The following is a 24,752-nucleotide window of genomic DNA, read 5'->3' on the forward strand; positions in this document are numbered from 1 at the left end:
GTGGATCGGGACAATAGGGGCGCCGATCCTCACGTTCGCTTAATGATTGTGGTTAACGCGGTTCAGGCGCGAGGATGAGCTCGGTCGTAGACGTCGAGGAGACGGGCGCTGTCGACGCCTGTATAGATCTGCGTCGTCGAAAGGCTGGCGTGACCGAGCAGTTCCTGAATGGTGCGCAGATCACCGCCGCCTCCGAGCAGATGAGTGGCAAAGGAATGGCGCAGCGCATGGGGCGTGGCCGAATCGGGAAGACCGAGGGCCGAGCGCAGGCGCTGCATCTCGCGCTGGATGATCGCCGGCTGCAGCTTCCCGCCACGGGCGCCGCGAAACAGCGGCTCCACCTCATCCAGATGATAGGGGCAGAGCTTGCGATAGGTGTCGACGGCCTCGCCGACCACGGGCAAAAGCGGCACCAGCCGCGTCTTGCCGCCCTTGCCGGTGACGCGAAGACTGGTGGCCTTGGCATGGAAGGCGGAGGGCGTCAGGTCAAGCGCTTCGGAGATGCGCAGACCGCAGCCGTAGAGAAGAGAGAGAACGGCGGCATCGCGGGCAGCGATCCAGGGCTCTTCATTCATCTGGGTATTCAGGTCGACTACCGCCACGGCCTGGCTGCCGGACAAAGGTTTTGGCAGCGACTTCGGCTGCTTCGGGGAGCGAATGGCCGTCGCGCCGGCCGCATTGACCAGGCCCTTGCGCTCCAGAAAGCGCAGGAATGACCTGAGGCCTGCGAGATGGCGTCCGAGAGAGCGGGCGCCGGCTCCTTCCTTGCGGCGAGAGGCGAGGAAGGATCTAAGATCCGCAGGCCGCAGATCCTTCACATCGTCCAGACGCACCGTGCCGCCGATGTAGCCGGAGAGGAATTGCAGGAACTGACGCGTGTCGCGCTCGTAGGCCTCCAGCGTGTTGCCGGACAGGCGGCGTTCTGCGCCCAGCCTGTCGAGCCAGGCCGCCCGCTCGCCAAGAAGTCGTTCGTCTGCCGGGATCACGATGAGGCCTTGGGTTTTTCGAGGATCTGACCGCTCACGATGCCGCCAGAGGGTTACCGAAGCCCTAACGTCCATGCATGCCTTCGCCGGGGATCACCTTATCCCTCTGCAATCGGCTGTTTCCTTTCCGGGCCGGCGGGGGCAAGTTGCACGCCGATGAAGGACGATTCGAACACCCTTTTCGGCGAACTCTTCGACAGTCCGCGCCGCAAGGTCGTGCCGGTGCTGGTGCCCATGCCGGCACCCACCGCCTATAGCTATGCCGTGCCCGATGGTGTCACGGTCGAGCCGGGCGCGATCGTCCAGGTGCCGCTTGGCCCCCGCCAGGTGGTTGGCATCGTCTGGGACGGTGAAGACGGCTCGACCGTCGATCCGAAGAAGCTACGCGAGATCACCAAGGTCTTCGACTGCCCGCCGCTTGATCGCGACATGCGCAGCTTTCTCGACTGGGTCGCGAGCTACACGCTGTCGCCGCCGGGTTACGTCGCCCGCATGGCCTTGCGCGCGCCGGCTGCCCTTGATCCGGAGCCGATGATCGAGGGGCTTCGCTACAGCGGCTACCAGCCGGAGAAGATGACGCCTGCCCGGCAGAAGGTCTTGGCACTCGCCAGCGACGGGCTGTCCTGGACCAAGAGTGGTCTCGCGCATGCGACGGGCGTTTCCACCAGCGTCATCGACGGTCTCGCCAAGCAGGGCGTGTTCGAGCAGGTGTTCCTGCCGCCCCCGCCGATCGTCGCTGCCCCGGACCCCGATTATGCCGAGCATCGTCTGGCGGGACCGCAGCTTGAGGCGGCAGACGAGTTGCGCGAGCAGATCCGCAATGGCGGCTTTTCCGTCTCCCTCATCGATGGTGTCACCGGTTCGGGCAAGACAGAGGTCTATTTCGAGGCGATTGCGGAAACGCTGAAACAGGGCAAGCAGGTGCTGATCCTGCTGCCTGAAATTGCGCTCACCGCAAACTTCCTTGAACGCTTTCAGGACCGCTTCGGCGCAAAGCCTGGCGAATGGCATTCGGATCTGGCAACGCGGACGCGCGAAAAGGTCTGGCGCCAGGCGGCGACCGGCGAGATCCGGGTCGTTGCCGGTGCGCGCTCGGCGCTGTTCCTGCCGTTTGAAAACCTCGGGCTGATTATCGTCGACGAAGAACACGACCCGGCCTTCAAGCAGGAAGACCGCGTCTTCTATAATGCGCGTGACATGGCCGTGGTGCGCGCCCGGATCGCCGGCTTTCCCGTAGTGCTGGTGTCCGCCACGCCTTCGGTGGAAAGCCAGGTGAACTGTATTGCAGGGCGTTATCATCGCATCCACCTGCCCACGCGCTTTGCCGATGCTGCTATGCCTGACCTGCATCTCATCGACATGCGCCGGCATCCGCCCGAGCGCGGCGGTTTCCTGTCGCCGATCCTGTTGCGCTCCGTCGGCAAGGCCGTGGAGCGCGGGGAGCAGGCACTGCTCTTCCTCAACCGGCGCGGTTATGCGCCGCTGACGCTCTGCCGGGTCTGTGGCCACCGTTTCCAGTGCCCGCAATGTTCGAGCTGGCTGGTCGAGCACCGCTTCCGGGGCCAGATCCAGTGCCATCAATGCGGCTATCACGAGCCGACGCCGAATGCCTGCCCGGAATGCGGGACACTCGACCATCTCGTCGCCTGCGGCCCCGGCGTGGAGCGTATCGCCGAAGAGGTCGAGAAGCATTTCCCGGAGGCGCGCACGCTGGTGCTGTCGTCCGACCTCGGCGGGGTGAAGCGGCTGCGGCTTGAGTTGGAGGCGATCGCCAACGGCGAGGCGGATATCGTCATCGGCACGCAGCTCGTTGCCAAAGGCCACAATTTCCCGCTGATGACGCTGGTTGGCATCATCGACGCCGATATCGGGTTGTCGAATGGTGATCCGCGCGCGGCTGAACGCACTTTCCAGCTTCTCTCCCAGGTCACCGGCCGCGCCGGGCGCACGGGGCGCAAGAGCCTCGGGCTGATGCAGACCTTCCAGCCACAACATCCGGTGATGCAGGCACTCGTCTCCGGCGATGCCACAGCCTTTTACGAGCGGGAGATCATCGAACGGGAGCGGGCGCAATTGCCCCCCTATGGACGGCTGGTGTCGATCATCGTTTCCGCCGATACCCGAGCGGAGGCCGAGGGCCATGCCCGGGCACTTCGACAGACGGCGCCAGTCGAATCGGGAATTACCATTCTCGGGCCGGCCGAAGCACCGCTGGCGCTGATCCGGGGCCGTCACCGCTTCCGTCTGCTCGTGCATGGGCGCCGCAGCAGCGACATGCAGGCATTTGTTCGGGGTCTTCTGGAGAGGGGGCCGAAAGAACGCCGCTCGATCCAGGTGCAGGTGGATGTGGATCCCCAGAGCTTCCTCTGATTCCCCTGCCGGTGCCGGGTGAGAAAAGTCCTTAAAGGCGATACCCCGCGCCATGGAATTGTGGCATAAGCCGCGCGACTTCTCCTTCACCTCAGGATCATCAATGGAGTTCTACTTTCCCACCGAAACCGGCGAGCAACTGGCTTTTCTCGCTGCTACCGCCGCAGCGCTCATCGGGTGCTTCGTTCTGTTTGCACCGGGGCTGACGCTGAAACTGCTTGGTCTCACCACGGCGGGTGATCGACCGGAAGGCTTGGGTGCCACGCGTTCTGCCGGCGGATTGATCGTCGGATTTTCCGGCACCGCCCTATTGCTCGCCCAGCCGACTGTCTATCTCGCCTTTGGTGCAGCGCTCGCCCTTGCCGCCTTCGCCCGCATCCTGTCCATCATGTCGGACCATGGGGGCACGTGGCGCAACATGCTCTTCCTGGTTGTGGAGATAGTGCTGGCCGTGCTCACGCTCGCCTATGTCTTTGGTCTGACATAAAGATTGGCAAAGCTTGCTCGGAACGAGCGATCCCGCCAATTTGACGCAGATTTGGACAAATTTCGGCCCGAGGCCTTGCTCTGAAGGAGCAAACCGTTAATACGCGTGTTGCGAGTCCGGATATGCTATGCTAGACGAACCGCGAAATTCGGAAAACGCAAGCGTAACCTGCTTGTGTTTTTGAGGAAAACAAAACGATTTCAGGGTCTTGCCGAGCCTCCTTCGAGGTGTTGAGCGTCCTGGGTCAAGATCAGGGAATTTTTTGCCCGTGGCAGACGCATCCCAAGTGATTTCCGGCGTGGCCGAGCGTTACGCATCGTCGCTTTTCGAGCTTGCGCTCGAAGCCGGTGCGCTTGACGCGGTCTCGGCCGATCTCAACCGTTTCCAGGCGATGATCGACGAGAGCGCCGATCTGAAGCGCCTCGTCCTGTCTCCCGTTTTCACGGCCGAGGATCAGGTCAATGCCATCACCGCGATCGGCCAGCAGGCCGGGTTCAGCGCGCTGGTCTTGAACTTCCTCAAGGTCGTTGCCGGCAATCGCCGCCTGTTTGCCGTCTCCGGCATGGTGGCTGCCTATCGCCAGGCCGTTGCCCGCCACAAGGGCGAGGTCACGGCTGATGTTACCTCCGCTCACGCCCTTTCGGCTGAGCAGGAAACCGAACTGAAGGCGGCGCTGAAGGGCGTTACCGGCAAGGAAGTCTCGATCTCTGTTACGGTCGATCCCTCCCTGCTTGGCGGCCTGATCGTCAAGGTCGGCTCCCGCCAGATCGACACGTCCCTTCGCACCAAACTTTCCACCCTTAAGCTTGCACTGAAAGAGGTTGGCTGATGGATATCCGCGCCGCGGAAATTTCCGCAATTCTGAAAGATCAAATCAAGAACTTCGGCAAAGAGGCGGAAGTCTCCGAAGTCGGTCAGGTTCTGTCCGTCGGTGACGGTATCGCCCGCGTCTACGGCCTCGACAATGTTCAGGCCGGCGAAATGGTCGAGTTCCCGGGCGGCATCCGCGGCATGGCGCTCAACCTCGAAGCCGACAATGTCGGTGTGGTTCTCTTCGGTGCCGACCGTGGCATCAAGGAAGGCGACATCGTCAAGCGGACCGGCGCCATCGTTGACGTTCCGGTCGGTCCGGAACTGCTCGGCCGCGTCGTCGACGCACTCGGCAACCCGATCGACGGCAAGGGCCCGATCAATGCTGCGAAGCGTTCGCGCGTTGACGTCAAGGCTCCGGGCATCATCCCGCGCAAGTCGGTTCATGAGCCGATGTCGACCGGCCTCAAGGCCATCGACGCTCTGATCCCGGTTGGCCGCGGCCAGCGCGAGCTGGTTATCGGTGACCGTCAGACCGGCAAGACCGCCATCATCCTTGATGCCTTCCTCAACCAGAAGGCCGTCCACGACAGCGGCGCGGAAAACGACAAGCTGTACTGCGTGTACGTTGCTATCGGTCAGAAGCGTTCGACCGTTGCCCAGTTCGTCAAGGTACTCGAAGAGCGCGGCGCCCTGCAGTACTCGATCGTTATCGCTGCCACCGCATCCGACCCGGCTCCGATGCAGTATCTCGCACCGTTCGCCGGTTGCGCGATGGGCGAATACTTCCGCGACAATGGCAAGCATGCCCTGATCGCTTATGACGACCTGTCCAAGCAGGCTGTCGCTTACCGTCAGATGTCGCTTCTTCTGCGTCGTCCGCCGGGCCGCGAAGCTTATCCGGGTGACGTCTTTTACCTGCATTCGCGTCTTCTCGAGCGCGCTGCCAAGATGGGCGACGCTGCTGGCGCCGGCTCGCTGACCGCTCTGCCGGTCATCGAAACCCAGGGCAACGACGTGTCTGCCTTCATTCCGACCAACGTGATCTCGATCACCGACGGCCAGATCTTCCTCGAAACCGACCTGTTCTATCAGGGTATCCGTCCGGCTGTTAACGTCGGTCTGTCGGTCTCGCGCGTTGGTTCGGCCGCTCAGGTCAAGGCGATGAAGCAGGTTGCCGGCTCGATCAAGGGTGAACTCGCCCAGTATCGCGAAATGGCCGCCTTCGCCCAGTTCGGTTCCGACCTTGATGCCGCCACCCAGCGCCTGCTGAACCGTGGTGCCCGTCTGACGGAACTCCTGAAGCAGCCGCAGTTCTCGCCGCTCAAGACGGAAGAACAGGTTGCCGTGATCTTCGCCGGCGTGAACGGTTATCTCGACAAGATCGCCGTCAACCAGGTTGGCAAGTTCGAACAGGGCCTGCTCTCCTACCTCCATTCGGAAGGCAAGGCGATCCTCGACGCCATCCGCACCGAAAAGGCGATCAGCGACGATACCAAGGGCAAGCTCAAGGCCGCTCTCGATACCTTCGCCAAGAACTTCGCCTAATTCAGGCTCAAGCCAAGGACGGATAACGGATGCCTTCACTTAAGGATCTGAAAAACCGGATCGCCTCCGTCAAGGCGACGCAGAAGATCACCAAGGCGATGAAAATGGTCGCCGCGGCGAAGCTGCGTCGCGCCCAGGAAGCGGCCGAGGCTGCGCGTCCCTATTCGCAGCGCATGGGCGTCGTCCTGGCCAATATCGCACAGGCGGTCGGCACGGACGACAGCGCACCGCGTCTGATGACGGGCACCGGCAAGGACGACGTGCATCTGCTCGTCGTGTGCACTGCGGAGCGTGGTCTTTGCGGCGGTTTCAACTCGTCGATCTCCCGTTTCGCTCGTGACCATGCGCGCAAGCTGCTGGCTGCCGGCAAGACGGTCAAATTCTTCTGCGTCGGCAAGAAGGGCTACGACAGCCTGCGTCGCGAATTCGGCGGCATGATCGTCGAACGCGTCGATCTGCGCGACGTCAAGCGCATGGGATTCGTCAATGCGGATGCCATTGGCCGCAAGGTCATCGGCATGTTCGACCGCGGCGAGTTCGATGTCTGCACGCTGTTCTACGCCGAGTTCAAGTCGGTGATCAGCCAGGTTCCGACCGCTCTCCAACTCGTTCCGGCGGCTCCGCCGGCTGCGGTTTCGGAGACGGGCGCGACTGCGCTTTATGAATACGAGCCGGATGCGTCGGCGATCCTCACGGATCTGATCCCGCGCAACATTTCGGTTCAGATCTTCCGGGCCCTGCTCGAAAACGTTGCTGGTGAAATGGGCGCCAAGATGAGCGCCATGGACAATGCGACGCGCAATGCTGGTGAAATGATCAACAAGCTGACCTTGTCCTACAACCGTCAGCGCCAGGCCCAGATCACCAAGGAACTCATTGAAATCATTTCGGGCGCGGAAGCGCTCTGAGGTTAAGGAAAGAGGGTAAGACAAATGGCTAAGGCAGCTACCCCCAAGTCTCAGGCGGTGACGTCCGCAGCCGGTGCTCGCGGTAAGGTCACTCAGGTTATCGGCGCCGTCGTTGACGTCGCGTTCGACGGCGAACTGCCGCCGATCCTGAACGCTCTCGAGACCGACAACGGCGGCAACCGCCTCGTTCTTGAAGTCGCGCAGCACCTTGGCGAAAACCAGGTTCGCACGATCGCCATGGACTCGACCGAAGGTCTCGTTCGTGGCCAGCCGGTGACCGACACGGGCGCTCCGATCTCGGTTCCGGTCGGTCCGGAAACGCTCGGCCGCATCATGAACGTCATCGGCGAGCCGGTTGACGAAGCTGGTCCGCTGGTAACTGAAGGCCGCCGCGCAATCCACCAGGAAGCCCCGGCTTACGTCGAACAGTCGACCGAAGCCCAGATTCTGGTCACCGGTATCAAGGTCGTCGACCTTCTGGCTCCTTACGCCAAGGGCGGTAAGATCGGCCTGTTCGGCGGCGCCGGCGTCGGCAAGACCGTTCTCATCATGGAATTGATCAACAACGTCGCGAAGGCACACGGCGGTTACTCCGTGTTCGCTGGCGTGGGTGAACGTACCCGCGAAGGCAACGACCTTTACCACGAAATGATCGAGTCGGGCGTTAACAAGCACGGCGGTGGCGAAGGCTCCAAGGCCGCTCTCGTTTACGGTCAGATGAACGAACCGCCGGGCGCCCGTGCTCGCGTCGCTCTCACCGGTCTGACGATCGCTGAAGACTTCCGCGACAAGGGCCAGGACGTTCTGTTCTTCGTCGACAACATCTTCCGCTTCACCCAGGCAGGCTCCGAAGTGTCGGCTCTGCTCGGCCGTATCCCGTCGGCCGTTGGTTATCAGCCGACGCTTGCGACCGACATGGGTCAGATGCAGGAACGCATCACCACCACGACCAAGGGCTCGATCACCTCGGTTCAGGCCATCTACGTTCCCGCCGACGACTTGACCGACCCGGCTCCGGCCACCTCGTTCGCCCACTTGGACGCAACGACCGTTCTGTCGCGCTCGATCGCCGAAAAGGGTATCTACCCGGCTGTTGACCCGCTCGACTCGACTTCGCGTATGCTCGACCCGATGATCATCGGCGAAGAGCACTACGAAGTGGCTCGTAAGGTTCAGTCGACGCTGCAGCGCTACAAGGCCCTGCAGGACATCATCGCGATCCTGGGCATGGACGAACTGTCGGAAGACGACAAGCAGACCGTTGCTCGCGCTCGTAAGATCGAACGCTTCCTGTCGCAGCCGTTCTTCGTTGCCGAAGTCTTCACCGGTTCGCCGGGCAAGCTGGTTGCCCTCGAAGACACGATCAAGGGCTTCAAGGGTCTGGTCAACGGCGACTACGACCATCTTCCGGAAGCCGCCTTCTACATGGTCGGTTCGATCGAAGAAGCCATCGAAAAGGCCAAGCGCCTGGCTGCGGAAGCCGCCTGAGAATGGAACGCCGGCACGCGGAGTTAACCCCGCGTGCCGCTCCTCCCTTCATGAGAGAGTGAACGATCATGGCCGACAATTTCAACTTTGAGCTCGTTTCGCCCGAGCGGCTGCTGCTCTCCGCCCAGGTGAGCGAAGTCGTGATTCCGGCAACGGATGGCGAAATGACCGTCATGGCCAATCATGCGCCGACCATGACCACGATCAAGCCGGGCATCATCAGCGTGAAGCTCGCTTCCGGTCAGGTCACCAAGTACGTCGTCTTCGGCGGTTTCGCCGACGTCCTGCCGACCGGCTGCACGCTGCTTGCCGAATCGGCCGTACCGCTCGCCGAGATCGCCCCCGATACGCTCACCAAGCGCATCGACGAAGCCCGCAAGGAACTCGACGGCGTCGAGCATCACGAGCACCGCACCCGCCTTGAGCAGTATCTGGCTGAACTGACCAACCTGAACGGCGTTCTGGTCGCAGCTTAAATCTGACCTTACGTCGACGCATTTGATGAAGCCGGATCCTTGATCCGGCTTTTGTCGTTTTGCGCCTTAGCGCAGATCTTCGAGGATCATGGCTGCTGCCTTCTCTGCCACCATCATCGTCGGCGCATTGATGTTGCCGGCCGTGATATTCGGGAAGACCGAGGCATCGACGATGCGTAGACCGGGAACGCCATGTACCCGCAAGCGGTGATCGACGACGGCGCCCTCCGCATCCGGTCCCATGCGGCAGGTGCCGCAGAGATGGTAGATCGAGCCACTGTTGTGGCGGAAGTAGTCCAGCAGCTTTTCGTCGCTGTCAGCACTGGCCGAAGGCGATACTTCGTCTTGGATCCAGGACTGGAGTGCCTGTTGAGACGCTATAGTCCGCATCAGCCGGCTGCCCTGCAAGACCTCCTCGATGTCCCGGTCCGTCGTCAGATAATGGGGCCGGATCTGGGGTGCCGAAAACGGATCCGGCGATGCGATGCTCACGGTCCCCCTGCTTGTCGGACGGCAGGCGTTGAAGGCCATGAGGAAGCCCGGATAGGGCTCCGGTGTCAGTCCGGCGCGGGGGTTGTCGGGAATACGGTAGGAGAGCGGGTTGAAGTAGAGCTGGATGTTCGGCCGCGCTTCCTCGGGTCGGCCCCGGAAGAAACCACCCGCCTGGTTGACGCTCATGGCGAAGGGGCCGCTGCGTCTCAACAGGTAGGCAAGGCCGAATTTTGCCTGACCGATCAGGCTGGCGAAGTCGCCGTTCAGCGTCGGCTGTTTCGAGCGGTAATAGAAACTGGCGCAGAGGTGGTCCTGCAGATTCTGTCCCACCGCCGGCAGGTGATGCTGGGTCTGGATCCCCAAGGACCCAAGCGCGGACCCGTCGGCGATGCCGGAAAGCTGCAGCAGTTTCGGCGTATCGACCGCACCTGCCGAGAGGATGACCTCCCGGCGGGCATGGAAGGTTCGCACCTGCCCATTTTGAACGACCTCCACGGCCTGGGCTTTGCCATCTGAACCGAGCACCACTCGGGTCGCATGGGCATTGCGCTCGATGTGGACGGACCCGCGGCGCAGAGCGGGTCTCAGATATTCCGCGCTCGAATGGGAGCGTTGGCCGCGGCGTGTGTTGATGTCATAGACCCCGGCGCCCTCGACGGTCGCGCCGTTGAAATCCCCGTTTGCCGGCAGCCCAAGTTCATTGCAGGCTTCAAGGAAGGCATCGCTGACGGGATGGGTCCCGCCGCGCATGGGCGTGACATGGATCGGCCCGTCGCCGCCATGCCACTGGCTTTCGCCGCGAGCATGGGTTTCCAGCTTGCGGAAATAGGGAAGGACGTCATCAAAAGCCCACCCGGGATTGCCGGCGTCTCGCCAGTCGTCGAAATCGCTCCGGTCGCCCCGCACGAAAACCATCGCATTGATCGAGCCCGAGCCGCCCTGGACCTTGCCTCGCGGGGCATAGATCCGTCGTCCGCCGAGCTCCGTCTCCAGCTCGGTCCGATACATCCAGTTGACCTTCGGATTGTAGTAGCTCTTGGCGTATCCGACCGGGATCTTGAACCAGAAGGATTTGTCCTCCCCGCCCGCTTCGATTAGGAGAACGCTGTAGCGGCCGCTCTCACTCAGACGACTGGCGACAATGCAGCCGGCCGAGCCGGCGCCGACGATGACGAAATCGAATTCCATCGGTGTGCTCAACCCTTGGCCGGCGCGAAGGCCTTCACGTCGACAGGGTCCGGCGCCATCTGAAGATGCAGCCGGTTGCCGGTATAGGGCGTGTGGCGGGCGATTACGTCGTGGTCGAGTTCGATGCCGAGACCCGGTTCGCGCGAGGGAATGAGATACCCGTCGTCAAAGGCGAGCTTGGTCTTCAGCACCTCGGCATGGAAGCCTCCGAAATCCATGATGGCCTCATGGATCAGGAAATTGGGGGTCGCGGTCGACAGCTGGATGCTCGCGGCTGCACCCACGGGGCCATTGTAGAGATGTGGCGCAATCTGCGCATAAAAGGACTCGGCCATCCCGGCGATTTTCTTCGCCTCCAGCAAGCCGCCGACGCGTGCGACATTCATCTGCAGGATCGAGGCCGAGCCAAGCTGCAATACTCTCTGGAATTCGTATTTGGTCGTCAGGCGTTCGCCTGTGGAGACGGGGATGGAGGTGGCGCGGGCTACTTCCGCCATGGCCGCCTCCTGTCCGGGGGGGACGGGCTCCTCGAACCAGAGCGGATCATATTTTTCCAGCCGCTTGGCAAGCCGGATCGCGGAGGAGGGGACCATCTGGCCATGGGTGCCGAACAGGATGTCCGCCCGGTTGCCGATCGCGTCGCGGATCTTTCGGCAGAACTCCTCGCAGCGATCCATGACAGGCAATGACAACTGGTGGCCGGAATAGTTGGTATAGGGGCCTGCCGGGTCGAATTTCACCGCCGTGAAGCCGGCATCCACCATGCGGATCGCTTCTTCTGCGGCGAGACCTGGATCGTTGTAGTCGTATTCGCCGTTGGCGTCTTTCGGATAGAGATAGGTATAGGCACGCAGCTTCTCGTGCACGGTGCCGCCGAGCAGATCGGCCACCGGACGACCGGCCGCCTTGCCAATGACATCCCAGCAGGCGATTTCAAGCCCAGAGATGATGCCGACCATGGTCGGGTCCGGGCGCTGGGTGAAGCCGCTCGAATAGGCGGCACGCCAAAAGCGTTCGATCTGATGCGGATCGTGGCCATCGAGGTAGCGGGCGAATACGTCTTCCACCAGCATGGCGATGCCCGAGGGATGGAAGGCCGTTGAATAGATCTCGCCCACGCCCCTGATGCCGCAGGCCGTTTCCAGTTCGACGAAGATCCAATACATGCCGCCGATATGCGGGGCGGGGGTGGCGACGACGTATGTCTGAAGCGAGGTGATCTTCATGGCTATTCCCTTGGGGCCGCGCGAGGGTCAGTGTTTGAGAATGATGAGGCGTGTCTGGGTGAATTCCAGCATGCCGTGCTTGCCGTCGTCGCCGCCGAGGCCCGACCGTTTCCAGCCGGCGTGGTAGCCCTGATAGGGATCGGCGGGGAAGCGGTTGATATAGAGTTCGCCTGCCTCGATCTCGTTCGCCGCCTTCATTACCTTGCGATAGCTTTCGGAGAAGACCACCGAGGCGAGGCCGAACTGATGATCGCTCGCCATCGCGAGAGCTTCGTCGAATTCGGTGTAGGGAATGACGGCCAACACCGGCCCGAAGACCTCTTCCTGAACGATCTCCATCGACTGGTGACAGCCCGAGAGCAGCGTCGGCGGATAGAAGTATCCATCTCCTTCCGGCAGATAGCCGCCGGTCTCGACCGTTGCGCCTTCCGCCTGGGCTCGCTCGACCATGTGATGCACGCGAAGCCGGGCGGCGGCATTGGCAAGCGGTCCCATGTGATCGGGATGCACCAACCGGTCGCCGAAGCGGCAAGCGGCAAAGGCTGTTTTCAGCCGCTCCAAAAGGTCGCCGTGAACGGAGGCGTGCACGTAGAGACGTTCCACCGAAGTACAGACCTGGCCGCAATGGGCGGTCTTTGCTGCCAGTACACTGCGGGTGACGACGTCGAGATCGGCATCCGGCTCAACGATCACAGGTGTCTTGCCACCCAGCTCCAGCGAGGGTTTGGCGATATTGGCCTTGCAATAGTCGAGCACGACCTGACCAGCCGCAACGCTCCCGGTCAGAGTGATCATGCCGACGTCGCGGCGCTTGCACATCACCTCCGCCACGTCGTGGGTCATGGTCATGATATTGACCAGAGCGGCTGGCAGGCCGGCTTCCGCGATGCATTCCGCAAAGACGAAGGCGGAGGTCGGCGTGTCGTTCGACGGGCGGACCACCACGGCATTGCCGGCAATCAGGGCCGGTGCGATCTTGCGGACCAGCGTGTAGATCGGAAAATTAAAGGGGATGAGGCAGGCAACGACGCCGATCGGCGCGCGCTTCAGCATCAGGGTTTCGTCCGGGGTGTCGCTCTCGATCACCTCGCCTTCGATACGGCGGGCCCATTCGGCGTGATAGCGCATCAGTTCGACGCCGTAGATCGCCTCACCTGTGGCGTCTGCGACGCTTTTTCCCGATTCCTTGGCAAGAGCCTCGCCGATCCGGCTGGCATTAGCCTCGATGATATCGGCCAGACGGCGCAGCGCATTGCCGCGTTCGATGGCCGGTAGCCGTCCCCAGGGTTTCTGTGCCTCGGCAGCTTGGCGAACAGCGGCGATGACTTCCGCCTCGGTGGCAGCGGGAACAGCGGCGAAGACCTGACCGGTGGCCGGATTGCGCACCTCGATCGTTTCGCTCGTGCCGGGCTCCTGGAAGGAGCCTCCGATGAAATTGCGGAAAGTAGGCATAGGCAACGCTCCGGCAGCAGATTTTGTCTGCCAGTAGGGCGCTGCGGCTTCCGCTTCGCAAGCGAGTTATTCTCGGTCAGAGCATTCGAAAAACGAATGTTTCAGCCTGTGGCAACATGAAGGCGCGGCAGGTCGTCGCGTGCCAATTCGGAGCGCAGCCATGCGTGGAAGGCCTTGACGTGGCCGATGGCCGGCTGATCCGCCCGTGTCACCAGCCAGTAGGACTCGTGCCCTTCGACCTCCACATCGAGAACCTGCACCAATTGTCCCGCCTGCATGAGCGGCGCCACCATGGACCGGTCGGCGACGGCAACGCCCAGTCCGCTGCAGGCGGCCTCGATCACCAGGTCGAGCAAGTCGAACTCAAGCCCGCCCCGCGTGTCGGTCTGGCCAAGGTCCGCCGCGTCGAGCCAGCGCTGCCATGTCAGATAACGTTGATCGGCAGAGGCAAGCACATGGAGAAAGGTGAACCTGGAGAGGTCGACAGTGCCGCAGTTCTTGCCCGCCGGGAGGAGCTGAGGCGCGCAGACGGCGATATGGCGCTCCGTCATCAGCCGTTCGGCTGTCATCGCCGGCCATTCGCCGTCGCCGAAACGGATGGCGCAGTCGAGAATACCGCGTTCCGCGAGATTATCGGTGAGGTCGGTCGTGATGCTGAGATCGATGCCGGGCAGATAACTGCGCAGGCTTGCAAGGCGCGGCATCAGCCAACGCTTGGCGAAGGTCGGGGGAACGTTCACCCGCAGCCGCTGCGGATTGCTCTTCTCCATGATGTTGCGGACAGTGAGCTCGACATTATGAAACGCCTGCTGCAGGGAGGCCAGCAGTTCCATGCCGGAGGGTGTCAGCTCCAGGTGATGATGCCGGCGGATCACCAGCGGCTCGCCCAGCTGGTCCTCAAGATTGCGAACCTGCCGGCTCACTGCACTTTGCGTCAGGTGCAACAGCTCAGCGGCGCGCGTAAAGCTGCGGGTCTGGCCCACCACTTCGAACACCTTCATCGCCGATAGCGCGGGCAGTCTTCGCATCGTCACTCCACAGGCGCATTCGATTATTAGCCTGCATATAATCAGAGCAGGCAGGCGCGCGCCAACCGAATTCTGGCGCTGTGCCGGTCGTGACTTTCAAAAGCGGTTGCAAGCGGTCCGCAGCCGGTGAGATAACCGGATATGGATCCGGCCGCGCCGGATGCGAGGGAAATTGGTATGAAGGTCGGGATCGTCGGCGCAGGCATGGTGGGAAGCTCCGCAGGTTATGCCCTTTCGCTGATGGGGATTGCCAACGAGATCGTGCTCGTCGACCAGAACTCGGCGCTGGCTGTTGCCCAGGCAGAGGACATCGCCCATGCCGTGCCCTTCATGTCGTCGACCGTCGTCAACGCCGGGAGTTACCGCGATCTGGAAAGTTGCGGCGTGGTTATCCTGGCGGCGGGTGTCAGTCAGAAACCGGGCGAGACGCGGCTTGAGCTGCTGGGCCGGAATGCGCTCGTCTTCCACGCGGTGCTCGCCGAAGTCCTGCCTGTCGTGCCCGACGCGATCCTGCTGATCGCGTCCAATCCCGTCGACATCATGACCCAAATCACCACGCGCATGTCGGGGATTTCCCCGCAACGCGTGATCGGCTCCGGCACCATTCTCGATACGGCCCGGTTCCGCAGCCTGGTTGGCCGGCACCTCGGCATCTCGCCGCAATCCGTGCATGCCTATGTGCTCGGAGAACACGGCGACAGCGAGGTTCTCGCCTGGTCGGCGGCACGCGCCGGCTCCGTGGCGCTTTCATCCTTTGCCGCTCAGGTCGGGTCGCCGCTTACCGAAACCGTGCGCGCTGAAATCGACGATGGGGTCCGCAACGCCGCCTACAAGATCATCAAGGGCAAGGGTTCCACCTATTACGGGATCGGCGCCGGTCTCGCCCGCATCGTAAAAGCCATTGCCGGCGATCAGCGCGATGTTTTGACGGTGTCGATCGCCACCCCCGAGGTTGCCGGCGTCAACGATGTCGCCCTGTCCATTCCGCGGGTCATCGGCGCGGGTGGGGTGATGGCAGACCTCTTTCCGGATCTGGAAGAGGCCGAATATCTGGCCCTGAACCGCAGCGCGTCGATGCTGAAGCAGCAGGCCGATGCCGTGCCGCTTCAAGGAATCGCGTAACGATGATCGACAAGCTGGAATTCTTCATCGCGCTCGCCCGCCAGCAGCATTTTGGTCGCGCGGCAGAAGAATGCGGCGTGACGCAGCCGACGCTGTCGGCCGGCATCCGCCAGCTGGAGGAGCAGCTCGGCGTCATGCTGGTGCAGCGCGGCTCGCGCTTCCTGGGCCTGACACCGGAGGGCCAGCGGGTGCTCGAATGGGCGCGGCGGATTGTCGGCGATACGCGCACCATGCGCGAGGAGATGCGGGCCGCCCGGCGCGGCCTCGCTGGTCATATCCGGCTCGCGGTTATTCCCACCGCGCTTGCCATGGTGCAGAAGCTCACCGAACCCTTCCAGACCCGCCATCCGGATGTGACTTTTTCCGTGTTGTCGCGTACCTCGTTGCAGGTGTTGAGCCTGCTTGAAAACCTTGAGATCGATGCTGGCATCACCTATCTCGACAACGAGCCGCTCGGGCGCGTCACCAGCGTGCCCCTCTATTCGGAGCGTTATCACCTGATTACCGGTGTCGGGACGCCGCTTGCCGATCGCGATAGCGTCACCTGGGGCGAGGTTGCCGATCTCAGGCTCTGTCTGCTTACCGCCGATATGCAGAACCGCCGCATCATCAATCAGCATATGATGGAAGCGGGCGTGACGCCGAAGCCGACGCTCGAATCCAATTCGATGATCGTGCTCTTTTCCCATATCCGGACGGGCAAATGGGCCTCGATCATGCCGAAAAATGTGGCGGAATCCTTCGGCTTCGGCGAAGAGATCCGGATGATTCCGATCACCGCACCCGAGGCCGAGCATCTGGTCGGTCTAGTCGCTACCCATCGCGAGCCCTTCACACCGCTGGTCTCCGGCCTACTGCATGAGGCGCGCCTGCTGGCGGCCTCAAATGCCTTCGATAGAAATCTTCTATCGAGTGACGGAAGCGCCGTATTGACCAGCTGAGGTCTGACCGATCATCATCTTCCAATGAACGACCCCGCCAGAGCTCGGTGGGTGAGGAGGATTTCGATGAATATTCGTGTGGCTGCGGACGACGTCTCCGCACGCATATCGACTGTGATCGCCGAGTTGCAGCATCTGGAGGGACCAATGCTGCCGATCCTGCACCGCGTGCAGGAGGAATTCGGTTACATCCCTGAGATCGCCAAGCAGATCATTGCGAACGCGCTGAACCTGTCGCGCGCCGAGGTGCATGGTGTCATCAGCTTCTACCACGACTTCAAGGCGCATCCTTCCGGGCGACATGTTCTCAAGCTCTGTCGTGCCGAGGCTTGCCAGTCGATGGGCTGCGAGCCTCTGGCAGACAAGATCAAGGCCAAGCTCGGAATCGACTGGCACGAGACGACAGCGGATGGAGCCGTCACACTTGAACCCGTCTTCTGTCTTGGCCTCTGCGCCCAGGCGCCAGCCGCCATGCTGGACGGTGATCTTCATGCGCGTCTCGACGAGCACTGTCTCACCGACATTCTGGCGGAGGTGCGTCGATGAGCATCAGCATCTTCGTTCCCCGCGATGCGGCAGCGCTTGCCGTCGGTGCCGACAAGGTGGCAGCGGCGATCGAGCATGTGGCCAAGGTCCGTGGACTTGACGTCACTGTCGTCCGCAACGGTTCGCGCGGAATGCTGTGGCTCGAAGTGCTGGTCGAAGTGCGCACCGAGCATGGCCGCGTTGCCTATGGTCCGGTCAAGGCTTCGGATGTGCCGTCGCTCTTCGACGCCGGTTTTCTTCATGGTGGCGATCATCCGCTCGGCCATGGTCTCACGAAGGACATCCCTTTCCTCAGGGGCCAGACGCGGCTTACCTTCGCCCGCTGCGGCGTGACCGACCCGCTCTCGCTCGATGACTACCGCCACTATCAGGGCCTCAAGGGGCTTGCGAACGCCATCGCTATGTCACCGGCCGAGATCGTCAAACAGGTGACCGACAGCGGCTTGCGCGGTCGCGGCGGCGCCGGCTTCCCGACCGGCATCAAGTGGAAGACAGTGGCGGATGCAAAAGCCGACCAGAAATACATTGTCTGCAATGCGGACGAGGGTGACAGCGGCACCTTTGCCGACCGGATGATCATGGAGGGCGATCCCTTCGTCTTGATCGAAGGCATGGCGATCGCCGGCATCGCTGTTGGAGCCACCAAGGGTTATGTCTATACGCGCTCCGAATATCCGCATGCGATTGCCATGATGGAAGAGGCGATCGAAATCGCCCGGCGCGAAGGCATCCTCGGTTCGTCTGTGATGGGTTCCCCTTACGCCTTCGACATGGAAGTGCGCATGGGCGCCGGCGCCTATGTCTGCGGCGAGGAAACCTCGCTGTTGAACAGCCTCGAAGGAAAACGCGGCATCGTGCGCGCCAAGCCGCCGCTCCCGGCTCTGCAGGGTCTGTTCGGTAAGCCGACCGTCGTCAACAACGTCATGTCGCTCGCCTCCATACCCGTCATCATGGATCGCGGCGCGCAGTTCTACCGCGATTTCGGTGTCGGCCGTTCGCATGGCACGATCCCGATCCAGCTTGCCGGAAACCTCAAGCATGGCGGCCTTTACGAGACCGCCTTCGGCCTGCCGCTCGGCCAGCTGATCAACGAGATCGGCGGCGGCACGATTTCGGGGCGTCCGGTGAAGGCCGTGCAGGTCGGCGGACCGCTGGGAGCCTATTTCCCGCCCTCACTGTTTGACACGATCTTCGACTACGAGGCCTTCACTGCCGCCGGGGGCCTGATTGGCCATGCCGGTATTGTCGTCTTCGACGACAGCGTCGATATGCTGCAGCAGGCGCGATTTGCCATGGAGTTCTGCGCGGTCGAAAGCTGTGGCAAGTGCACGCCCTGCCGCATCGGTTCAACCCGAGGCGTCGAGACGGTCGACAAGATCGCGCAAGGGATCGAGCCGGAAAAGAACAAGGTGCTGCTGGAGGATCTCTGCAACACCATGAAATTCGGCTCGCTCTGTGCGCTGGGTGGTTTCACGCCCTATCCGGTCATGAGCGCCATGACGCATTTCCCGGAGGACTTTGCTCCCACTCCGGTTCGGGAGGCAGCGGAATGAGCGACACACATAAGGTCAAGGGCCCGGCCTCCTACTTCCCGCCGATCGAGAAGACCTATGGAAAGCCGATCCAGCATTGGCAGGACATCGTCCGGCAGCAGCAAGGCAAAACGCATATGCAGATCGTCACCTTGCTGAAGACCGAGCACGGTCTCGGCCATGGTCATGCCAATGCCATTGTCGCGGCGACGCTCGCCGAGACGAAATCCTGACGCAGACACGAACTTGTTCCGCGCGGCCTGTTCCGCAGCAAAAAGACTGACCCGGAGGTTTCGATGCCCCTCGTTCCTGAAATCGACTACGGCACGCCCGCTTCGCGCTCGGAAAAACTGGTGACGCTCACCATCGACGGCCGCGAGATCACCGTGCCCGAGGGTACATCGATCATGCGCGCCTCGATGGAGGCCGGCATTCAGGTGCCGAAACTCTGTGCCACCGACATGGTCGATGCCTTCGGTTCCTGCCGTCTCTGTCTGATCGAGGTCGAGGGCCGCAACGGCACCCCGGCCTCCTGCACAACGCCGGTTGCACCAGGCATCGTCGTTCACACCCAGACGGAGCGGCTGAAGGCTATCCGCAAGGGCGTGATGGAGCTTTATATCTCCGACCATCCGCTCGACTGTCTGACCTGTGCGGCTAATGGCGATTGCGAGCTGCAGGACATGGCCGGAGCCGTGGGTCTGCGTGATGTGCGCTACGGCTATGAGGGCGAAAACCACGTTAAGGCACGTTCCACCGAGGGCGGGATCAACGCCCAGTGGATGCCGAAGGACGAGAGCAACCCCTACTTCACCTATGATCCCTCGAAATGCATCGTCTGTTCGCGATGCGTGCGGGCATGTGAAGAAGTGCAGGGCACGTTTGCGCTGACCATCGAGGGCCGCGGCTTCGACAGCCGCGTGTCACCCGGCGCGCACGAAGCCTTCCTCTCGTCGGAATGCGTCTCCTGCGGCGCCTGCGTCCAGGCCTGCCCGACGGCAACGCTGACGGAAAAGTCTGTCATTGCCATTGGCCAGCCGGAGCATTCGGCCGTTACCACTTGCGCCTATTGCGGCGTCGGCTGTTCGTTCAAGGCCGAAATGCGCGGCGAAGAGCTGGTGCGCATGGTGCCGTGGAAGGACGGCCAGGCAAATCGCGGCCATTCCTGCGTCAAGGGCCGCTTTGCCTATGGTTATGCCAGCCACAAGGACCGCATTCTCAATCCGATGGTCCGCGAGAAGATCACCGACCCCTGGCGCGAAGTGACCTGGGAGGAGGCTTATGCCCACGTTGCCTCCGAGTTCAAGCGCATCCAGTATCAGTATGGCCGTGAGGCCATCGGCGGCATTACCTCGTCGCGCTGCACCAATGAAGAAACCTATCTGGTCCAGAAGCTGATCCGCGCCGGCTTCGGCAACAACAATGTCGATACCTGCGCCCGCGTTTGCCACTCGCCGACCGGCTACGGTCTCGGCCAGGCTTTCGGCACGTCTGCCGGTACGCAGAACTTCGATTCTGTCGAACATTCCGACGTCGTCCTTGTCATCGGTGCCAATCCGACAGATGGCCACCCGGTCTTCGGCTCGCGGCTGAAGAAGCGGCTGCGTCAGGGGGCGAAGCTGATCGTGATTGATCCGCGCCGCATCGATCTCGTGCGCACGCCGCATGTGGAAGCGGCTTACCACCTGCCGCTGAAGCCCGGCACCAATGTCGCCGTCTTGACGGCCATCGCCCATGTCATCGTCACCGAAGGCCTGTTCGATGAGCGCTTCATCCGCGAGCGCTGCGACTGGTCGGAGTTCGAGGATTGGGCCGCTTTCGTCTCAGAGCCGGAGCACTCGCCGGAGGAGACCGAGAAGTACACGGGTGTGCCTGCAGCAGAACTGCGCGGTGCCGCGCGGCTCTTCGCCACCGGCGGCAATGGCGCGATCTACTACGGCCTCGGCGTCACCGAACACAGCCAGGGCTCGACCACGGTTATGGCGATCGCCAACCTCGCCATGGTCACCGGCAATATCGGTCGTCCCGGCGTCGGCGTAAACCCGCTGCGCGGTCAGAACAATGTCCAGGGCTCCTGCGACATGGGTTCCTTCCCGCATGAGCTGCCGGGCTATCGCCATGTGTCCGACGATGCCACCCGCGAGACGTTTCAAAAGCTTTGGGGCGTCGAGCTCAGCAACGAGCCGGGCCTGCGCATCCCGAACATGCTCGATGCTGCCGTCGATGGTTCCTTCAAGGGCATCTATATCCAGGGTGAGGACATCCTGCAGTCCGACCCGGATACCAAGCATGTCTCCGCCGGTCTAGCCGCCATGGAATGCGTCGTCGTGCACGACCTCTTCCTCAACGAGACGGCGAACTACGCCCATGTCTTCCTGCCGGGCTCGACCTTCCTCGAAAAGGACGGCACGTTCACCAATGCCGAGCGCCGCATCAATCGCGTGCGCAAGGTGATGAGCCCGAAGAACGGCTATGCTGACTGGGAAGTCACCCAGAAGCTTGCCCAGGCCATGGGCCTTGCCTGGAACTACACCCATCCATCGCAGATCATGGATGAGATCGCCGCGACGACCCCAAGCTTTGCCGGCGTCTCTTACGACTATCTGGAGAAGATGGGCTCGGTGCAGTGGCCCTGCAACGAGAAGTTCCCCGTCGGTTCCCCGATCATGCATATCGACGGCTTCGTGCGCGGCAAGGGCAAGTTCATCCGCACGGAATATGTGGCGACCGACGAACGCACCGGCCCGCGTTTCCCGCTGCTGCTCACGACCGGCCGCATCCTCAGCCAATACAATGTGGGAGCGCAGACGCGGCGCACCGAGAATGTCGTCTGGCACGAGGAGGACCGGCTGGAGATCCATCCGCACGATGCCGAACAGCGCGGTGTGAAAGATGGCGACTGGATCAAGCTTGCCAGCCGTGCCGGCGACACGACGCTTAGGGCGTTGATAACCGACCGCGTGGCGCCGGGCGTGGTCTATACGACCTTCCACCACCCGAACACGCAGGCCAATGTGATCACCACCGACTATTCGGACTGGGCAACGAACTGCCCGGAATACAAGGTGACCGCCGTGCAGATCTCGCCATCCAACGGCCCGACCGAATGGCAGGAAGGCTACGAAGAACTGTCACGCCAGTCGCGGCGGATCGTCGGTAAGCTGGAAGCGGCGGAGTGAACGCGATGCTGATCGCGTCCGTTCGGCAAGGGGCATCGACATGATGCCCTCGTCGCGCTCATTGACGAGCCTTAAGGTCCGCAGCGGACAGCAAAGCACCGGAAGCCGGATGGTGCCGGAGGAAGTTCCTATTGCTTTCTCCTACGGTGGCTCCACCCACGCCGTGATGATGGCGACGCCTGCCGATCTCGAGGATTTCGCTTTGGGCTTCTCGCTGGCCGAAGGGATCATCAACAGCGCTCACGAGGTGCTGTCCGTTGAGCCTGTCGAGGCGGATGCCGGGATCGACCTGCAGATCACGCTGGAGGATCAGACGGCGGACGCGCTGGTTTCGCGCCGACGGCGCATGGCGGGTCCCGTAGGCTGCGGGCTCTGCGGCATCGAGTCGATCGAGCAGGCGACGCGGCCTGTGCCGGTCCTCGCGGATACCGGTTTCCGCATTGAAAGCGACCACATCGTTGAGGCGATGCGCCTGCTCGGGGACCGTCAGGTTCTCAACCGCGAGACGCGCGCCGTGCATGGCGCCGGCTTCTATATCCCCGGCCAGGGCCTTATGGCTCTGCGCGAAGATGTCGGTCGCCACAATGCACTCGACAAGCTTGTCGGCGCCGTGATCCGGGGCGGATGGAACCCGGCCTCCGGTGTCGTGGTCGTGACCAGCCGGCTTTCCGTGGAAATGGTCCAGAAGGCGGCCATTCTCGGCTGCCCCGTGCTGGCCGCCATTTCCGTTCCCACCGCCCTTGCCATCCGCACCGCCGAACAGGCGGGTTTGACGCTGGTCGGGATTGCCAGGGGCGACGAGTTTGAGATCTTTACCCGTGCCGATCGCCTGATCGAAGGAGCCGAACGCCATGTCGCACAGTCACACCGATGAGAAACTCGTCCGCATGGCGAACCAGATCGCGACCTTCTTCCTATCGCAGCCCGAGGAGGTGCGGCGCGAGGGGGTGGCAACCCATATCAACAAGTTCTGGGAGACGCGCATGCGTCGCCGCTTCTTCGAACTGCTCGAAACCCCGGATGTCGGCTTTCTGCCGCTGGTGATCGAGGCCGCGAAAGACATCAAACGGCCGGGAGAACCGGATTCCCGCGCCATCGGCGTGGGCTCGGATGCCGCAGCAGGCGCACCGGGTGGTCGGGGTGTGGTTGCCGGCGAGTCGCTATCGGAACCCAGCATTCCGGAGGCAACAGCATAACTTTTTGAATTTTGGGGCTTGGGGGAGGTCCAAATAGGCTTTTGGAGGAGGAGGAGTACTACATGGCGGTTTCTGGAGTTAGCGCTGACAGCTTGAGAGATGTCGGCATTCTGGACAAAGAACGAATTATTGCAAAACCGGGCTTCAATCGCTGGCTTGTCCCGCCGGCTGCCCTCGCCATCCATCTGTGCATCGGCATGGCCTATGGCTTCAGCGTCTTCTGGCTGCCGCTGAGCAAGGCGATTGCCAATCCCGATGCCAGCTGTTCCGAGATGACGCTCCTCAGCGCCCTGTTCACCACCGCCTGCAATTGGCGCGTCGCTGATCTCGGCTGGATCTACACGCTCTTCTTCGTCTTCCTCGGTTGCTCCGCCGCCATTTGGGGCGGCTGGCTCGAACGGGTCGGCCCGCGCAAGGCAGCCTTCGTCTCGGCCTGCTGCTGGTGCGGGGGCATTCTCGTCGCCGCAGTCGGCGTGATGACCCACCAGCTTTGGCTGATGTGGCTCGGCGCCGGCGTTATCGGCGGGATCGGCCTCGGTCTTGGCTATATCTCTCCGGTCTCCACCCTCATCAAGTGGTTCCCGGATCGACGGGGTATGGCAACCGGCATGGCGATCATGGGCTTCGGCGGTGGTGCGATGATCGGCGCGCCGCTCGCCAACCTGTTGATGACCGTGTTCAAGACCGATAGCTCCGTCGGTGTCTGGCAGACCTTCGTGGTCATGGCGCTGATCTATTTCGTCTTCATGATGGGTGGCGCCTTCGGTTATCGGATCCCGCCGGCCGGCTGGCGCCCGGAAGGCTGGTCGGCCCCCGCATCCAAGAGCACGATGATCACCGCGCGGCACGTGCATCTGCGCGATGCGCACAAGACACCGCAGTTCTGGCTGATCTGGGCGGTGCTCTGCCTCAACGTGTCCGCCGGCATCGGCGTGATCGGGGTCGCATCACCGATGTTGCAGGAAATCTTCGCCGGTTCCCTGATCGGGCTGCCGGATCTGACCTTCTCGCAACTGGATACCGGGCAGAAGGCTCAGATTGCGGCGATCGCAGCTGGCTTCACCGGCCTCCTGTCGCTGTTCAACATCGGCGGCCGCTTCTTCTGGGCCTCCATGTCCGACAAGATCGGCCGCAAGAACACTTATTTCTGCTTCTTCATCCTCGGCATCATTCTTTATGCTGCGGCCCCCACACTCGCCGAACTCGACTCCAAGGCGATGTTCGTTCTCGCGTTCGGCATCATCCTGTCGATGTATGGCGGCGGCTTTTCCACCATCCCGGCCTACCTGGCTGACATCTTCGGAACGCAGTTCGTCGGCGCGATCCATGGAAGACTGCTGACCGCCTGGGCAACTGCCGGCATCGTCGGACCGGTCGTGGTCAATTACATTCGCGAAGCGCAGATTTCGGCGGGGGTTGCCCCCGGGCCCGAACTCTATACCGGCACCATGTATATTCTCGCCGGCATGCTTGCGGTTGGCTTGATCGCCAATGCCTTCGTGAAGCCACTGTCCGACAAGTGGTTCATGTCTGATGCTGAGGTTGCTGCTCTCCAGGCCAAGACGGCGGCCGCCAGTGCAGGACCGAGCGGTTCCTTCGGGATCGGCAAGGGTGGGCTGGATGGCAAGGCGGCGCTCGCCTGCGCCGTCGTCGGCCTGCCGCTCCTCTGGGGCGTGTGGATCACACTGCGCAACAGCCTGGCGATCTTCGGTTGAGTTTCAGCCACAGATCCGAAAGAGAGGCGGTCCGGACGCGGGCCGCCTCTTGCCGTTTCCGG

The 24,752-nt window shown here is 62.4% G+C and carries 21 protein-coding genes; 16 read left to right on the forward strand and 5 right to left on the reverse strand.

Annotated elements, in window-relative coordinates:
- Positions 1–62: 62 nt before the first annotated feature.
- A complete protein-coding gene (locus ASE36_RS16860; RefSeq protein ID WP_062282323.1) occupies positions 63–986 on the reverse strand; it encodes a tyrosine recombinase XerC in 924 nt (307 codons plus the stop codon).
- A gap of 156 nt (positions 987–1,142) precedes the next feature.
- Here ASE36_RS16860 and ASE36_RS16865 point away from each other — a divergent pair, with 156 nt between their 5' ends.
- The 7 genes from ASE36_RS16865 (at position 1,143) to ASE36_RS16895 (ending at position 9,073) form a co-directional block, all read left to right on the forward strand.
- Positions 1,143–3,356 carry a primosomal protein N' gene (locus tag ASE36_RS16865; protein WP_062282327.1) on the forward strand — a complete coding sequence of 738 codons (2,214 nt, stop codon included), beginning with the start codon at positions 1,143–1,145 and terminating at the stop codon, positions 3,354–3,356.
- Between the two features lie 103 nt (positions 3,357–3,459).
- Positions 3,460–3,843, forward strand: a complete 384-nt coding sequence (locus ASE36_RS16870) for a hypothetical protein (protein WP_062282328.1) — start codon at positions 3,460–3,462, stop codon at positions 3,841–3,843.
- 262 nt (positions 3,844–4,105) lie between these two features.
- Positions 4,106–4,672: a F0F1 ATP synthase subunit delta gene (locus ASE36_RS16875; RefSeq protein ID WP_062282332.1), complete on the forward strand. Its 567-nt coding sequence runs from the start codon at positions 4,106–4,108 to the stop codon at positions 4,670–4,672.
- Positions 4,672–6,201, forward strand: a complete 1,530-nt coding sequence (gene atpA, locus ASE36_RS16880; RefSeq protein ID WP_062282335.1) for a F0F1 ATP synthase subunit alpha — start codon at positions 4,672–4,674, stop codon at positions 6,199–6,201. The genes ASE36_RS16875 and atpA overlap by 1 nt, the downstream gene beginning before the upstream one ends.
- 29 nt (positions 6,202–6,230) lie before the next feature.
- Positions 6,231–7,109 carry a F0F1 ATP synthase subunit gamma gene (locus ASE36_RS16885; RefSeq protein ID WP_062282338.1) on the forward strand — a complete coding sequence of 293 codons (879 nt, stop codon included), beginning with the start codon at positions 6,231–6,233 and terminating at the stop codon, positions 7,107–7,109.
- Positions 7,110–7,133: 24 nt separating this feature from the next.
- The gene (gene atpD, locus ASE36_RS16890; RefSeq protein ID WP_062282341.1) at positions 7,134–8,597 is read left to right on the forward strand and encodes a F0F1 ATP synthase subunit beta; all 1,464 of its coding nucleotides are present in this window, start codon (positions 7,134–7,136) and stop codon (positions 8,595–8,597) included.
- 68 nt (positions 8,598–8,665) lie between these two features.
- Entirely contained in the window at positions 8,666–9,073 is a 408-nt protein-coding gene (locus tag ASE36_RS16895) for a F0F1 ATP synthase subunit epsilon (protein ID WP_062282344.1), read from the forward strand.
- A 66-nt stretch (positions 9,074–9,139) separates the two neighbouring features.
- Here the strand turns inward: ASE36_RS16895 and ASE36_RS16900 are convergent, their stop codons facing one another.
- The 4 genes from ASE36_RS16900 to ASE36_RS16915 form a co-directional block, all read right to left on the reverse strand.
- Positions 9,140–10,753: a GMC family oxidoreductase gene (locus tag ASE36_RS16900; protein ID WP_062282348.1), complete on the reverse strand. Its 1,614-nt coding sequence runs from the start codon at positions 10,751–10,753 to the stop codon at positions 9,140–9,142.
- A gap of 8 nt (positions 10,754–10,761) precedes the next feature.
- A complete protein-coding gene (locus ASE36_RS16905) occupies positions 10,762–11,979 on the reverse strand; it encodes a mandelate racemase/muconate lactonizing enzyme family protein (protein WP_062282351.1) in 1,218 nt (405 codons plus the stop codon).
- A gap of 27 nt (positions 11,980–12,006) precedes the next feature.
- The gene (locus ASE36_RS16910) at positions 12,007–13,431 is read right to left on the reverse strand and encodes an aldehyde dehydrogenase family protein (protein ID WP_062282355.1); all 1,425 of its coding nucleotides are present in this window, start codon (positions 13,429–13,431) and stop codon (positions 12,007–12,009) included.
- 101 nt (positions 13,432–13,532) lie between these two features.
- A complete protein-coding gene (locus ASE36_RS16915) occupies positions 13,533–14,459 on the reverse strand; it encodes a LysR substrate-binding domain-containing protein (protein WP_156378694.1) in 927 nt (308 codons plus the stop codon).
- Positions 14,460–14,636: 177 nt separating this feature from the next.
- Here ASE36_RS16915 and ASE36_RS16920 point away from each other — a divergent pair, with 177 nt between their 5' ends.
- The 9 genes from ASE36_RS16920 (at position 14,637) to ASE36_RS16960 (ending at position 24,690) form a co-directional block, all read left to right on the forward strand.
- Positions 14,637–15,581 carry an L-lactate dehydrogenase gene (locus ASE36_RS16920; protein WP_062282821.1) on the forward strand — a complete coding sequence of 315 codons (945 nt, stop codon included), beginning with the start codon at positions 14,637–14,639 and terminating at the stop codon, positions 15,579–15,581.
- 2 nt (positions 15,582–15,583) lie between these two features.
- The gene (locus ASE36_RS16925) at positions 15,584–16,522 is read left to right on the forward strand and encodes a LysR family transcriptional regulator (RefSeq protein WP_062282358.1); all 939 of its coding nucleotides are present in this window, start codon (positions 15,584–15,586) and stop codon (positions 16,520–16,522) included.
- Positions 16,523–16,588: 66 nt separating this feature from the next.
- On the forward strand, positions 16,589–17,068 hold the full coding sequence (locus tag ASE36_RS16930; protein WP_062282362.1) for a formate dehydrogenase subunit gamma: 480 nt from the start codon (positions 16,589–16,591) through the stop codon (positions 17,066–17,068).
- Positions 17,065–18,621 carry a formate dehydrogenase beta subunit gene (locus ASE36_RS16935; RefSeq protein WP_062282365.1) on the forward strand — a complete coding sequence of 519 codons (1,557 nt, stop codon included), beginning with the start codon at positions 17,065–17,067 and terminating at the stop codon, positions 18,619–18,621. Before ASE36_RS16930 ends, ASE36_RS16935 begins: the two co-directional genes overlap by 4 nt.
- Complete coding sequence (locus ASE36_RS16940; protein ID WP_062282368.1) at positions 18,618–18,833, forward strand: DUF4287 domain-containing protein; 216 nt, start codon at positions 18,618–18,620, stop codon at positions 18,831–18,833. Before ASE36_RS16935 ends, ASE36_RS16940 begins: the two co-directional genes overlap by 4 nt.
- A 63-nt stretch (positions 18,834–18,896) precedes the next feature.
- Complete coding sequence (gene fdhF / locus ASE36_RS16945) at positions 18,897–21,779, forward strand: formate dehydrogenase subunit alpha (protein ID WP_062282372.1); 2,883 nt, start codon at positions 18,897–18,899, stop codon at positions 21,777–21,779.
- Between the two features lie 40 nt (positions 21,780–21,819).
- Positions 21,820–22,653: a formate dehydrogenase accessory sulfurtransferase FdhD gene (gene fdhD, locus ASE36_RS16950; protein ID WP_062282377.1), complete on the forward strand. Its 834-nt coding sequence runs from the start codon at positions 21,820–21,822 to the stop codon at positions 22,651–22,653.
- Positions 22,631–22,975: a formate dehydrogenase subunit delta gene (locus tag ASE36_RS16955; RefSeq protein ID WP_062282381.1), complete on the forward strand. Its 345-nt coding sequence runs from the start codon at positions 22,631–22,633 to the stop codon at positions 22,973–22,975. Before fdhD ends, ASE36_RS16955 begins: the two co-directional genes overlap by 23 nt.
- 62 nt (positions 22,976–23,037) lie before the next feature.
- Complete coding sequence (locus ASE36_RS16960) at positions 23,038–24,690, forward strand: OFA family MFS transporter (RefSeq protein ID WP_062282384.1); 1,653 nt, start codon at positions 23,038–23,040, stop codon at positions 24,688–24,690.
- Positions 24,691–24,752: the final 62 nt, after the last annotated feature.

The sequence above is a fragment of the Rhizobium sp. Root274 genome (assembly GCF_001429245.1).
Classification (GTDB): Bacteria; Pseudomonadota; Alphaproteobacteria; order Rhizobiales; family Rhizobiaceae; genus Allorhizobium.

Coding starts and splice junctions, on each gene's coding strand:
- ASE36_RS16955 (WP_062282381.1), top strand. CDS start 22,631: ATGTCGCACAGTCACACCGATGAGAAACTCGTCCGCATGGCGAACCAG.
- atpD (WP_062282341.1), top strand. CDS start 7,134: ATGGCTAAGGCAGCTACCCCCAAGTCTCAGGCGGTGACGTCCGCAGCC.
- atpA (WP_062282335.1), top strand. CDS start 4,672: ATGGATATCCGCGCCGCGGAAATTTCCGCAATTCTGAAAGATCAAATC.
- ASE36_RS16925 (WP_062282358.1), top strand. CDS start 15,584: ATGATCGACAAGCTGGAATTCTTCATCGCGCTCGCCCGCCAGCAGCAT.
- ASE36_RS16885 (WP_062282338.1), top strand. CDS start 6,231: ATGCCTTCACTTAAGGATCTGAAAAACCGGATCGCCTCCGTCAAGGCG.
- ASE36_RS16900 (WP_062282348.1), bottom strand. CDS start 10,753: ATGGAATTCGATTTCGTCATCGTCGGCGCCGGCTCGGCCGGCTGCATT.
- fdhF (WP_062282372.1), top strand. CDS start 18,897: ATGCCCCTCGTTCCTGAAATCGACTACGGCACGCCCGCTTCGCGCTCG.
- ASE36_RS16930 (WP_062282362.1), top strand. CDS start 16,589: ATGAATATTCGTGTGGCTGCGGACGACGTCTCCGCACGCATATCGACT.
- ASE36_RS16870 (WP_062282328.1), top strand. CDS start 3,460: ATGGAGTTCTACTTTCCCACCGAAACCGGCGAGCAACTGGCTTTTCTC.
- ASE36_RS16895 (WP_062282344.1), top strand. CDS start 8,666: ATGGCCGACAATTTCAACTTTGAGCTCGTTTCGCCCGAGCGGCTGCTG.
- ASE36_RS16905 (WP_062282351.1), bottom strand. CDS start 11,979: ATGAAGATCACCTCGCTTCAGACATACGTCGTCGCCACCCCCGCCCCG.
- ASE36_RS16910 (WP_062282355.1), bottom strand. CDS start 13,431: ATGCCTACTTTCCGCAATTTCATCGGAGGCTCCTTCCAGGAGCCCGGC.
- ASE36_RS16920 (WP_062282821.1), top strand. CDS start 14,637: ATGAAGGTCGGGATCGTCGGCGCAGGCATGGTGGGAAGCTCCGCAGGT.
- ASE36_RS16865 (WP_062282327.1), top strand. CDS start 1,143: ATGAAGGACGATTCGAACACCCTTTTCGGCGAACTCTTCGACAGTCCG.
- fdhD (WP_062282377.1), top strand. CDS start 21,820: ATGATGCCCTCGTCGCGCTCATTGACGAGCCTTAAGGTCCGCAGCGGA.
- ASE36_RS16940 (WP_062282368.1), top strand. CDS start 18,618: ATGAGCGACACACATAAGGTCAAGGGCCCGGCCTCCTACTTCCCGCCG.
- ASE36_RS16960 (WP_062282384.1), top strand. CDS start 23,038: ATGGCGGTTTCTGGAGTTAGCGCTGACAGCTTGAGAGATGTCGGCATT.
- ASE36_RS16935 (WP_062282365.1), top strand. CDS start 17,065: ATGAGCATCAGCATCTTCGTTCCCCGCGATGCGGCAGCGCTTGCCGTC.
- ASE36_RS16915 (WP_156378694.1), bottom strand. CDS start 14,459: ATGCGAAGACTGCCCGCGCTATCGGCGATGAAGGTGTTCGAAGTGGTG.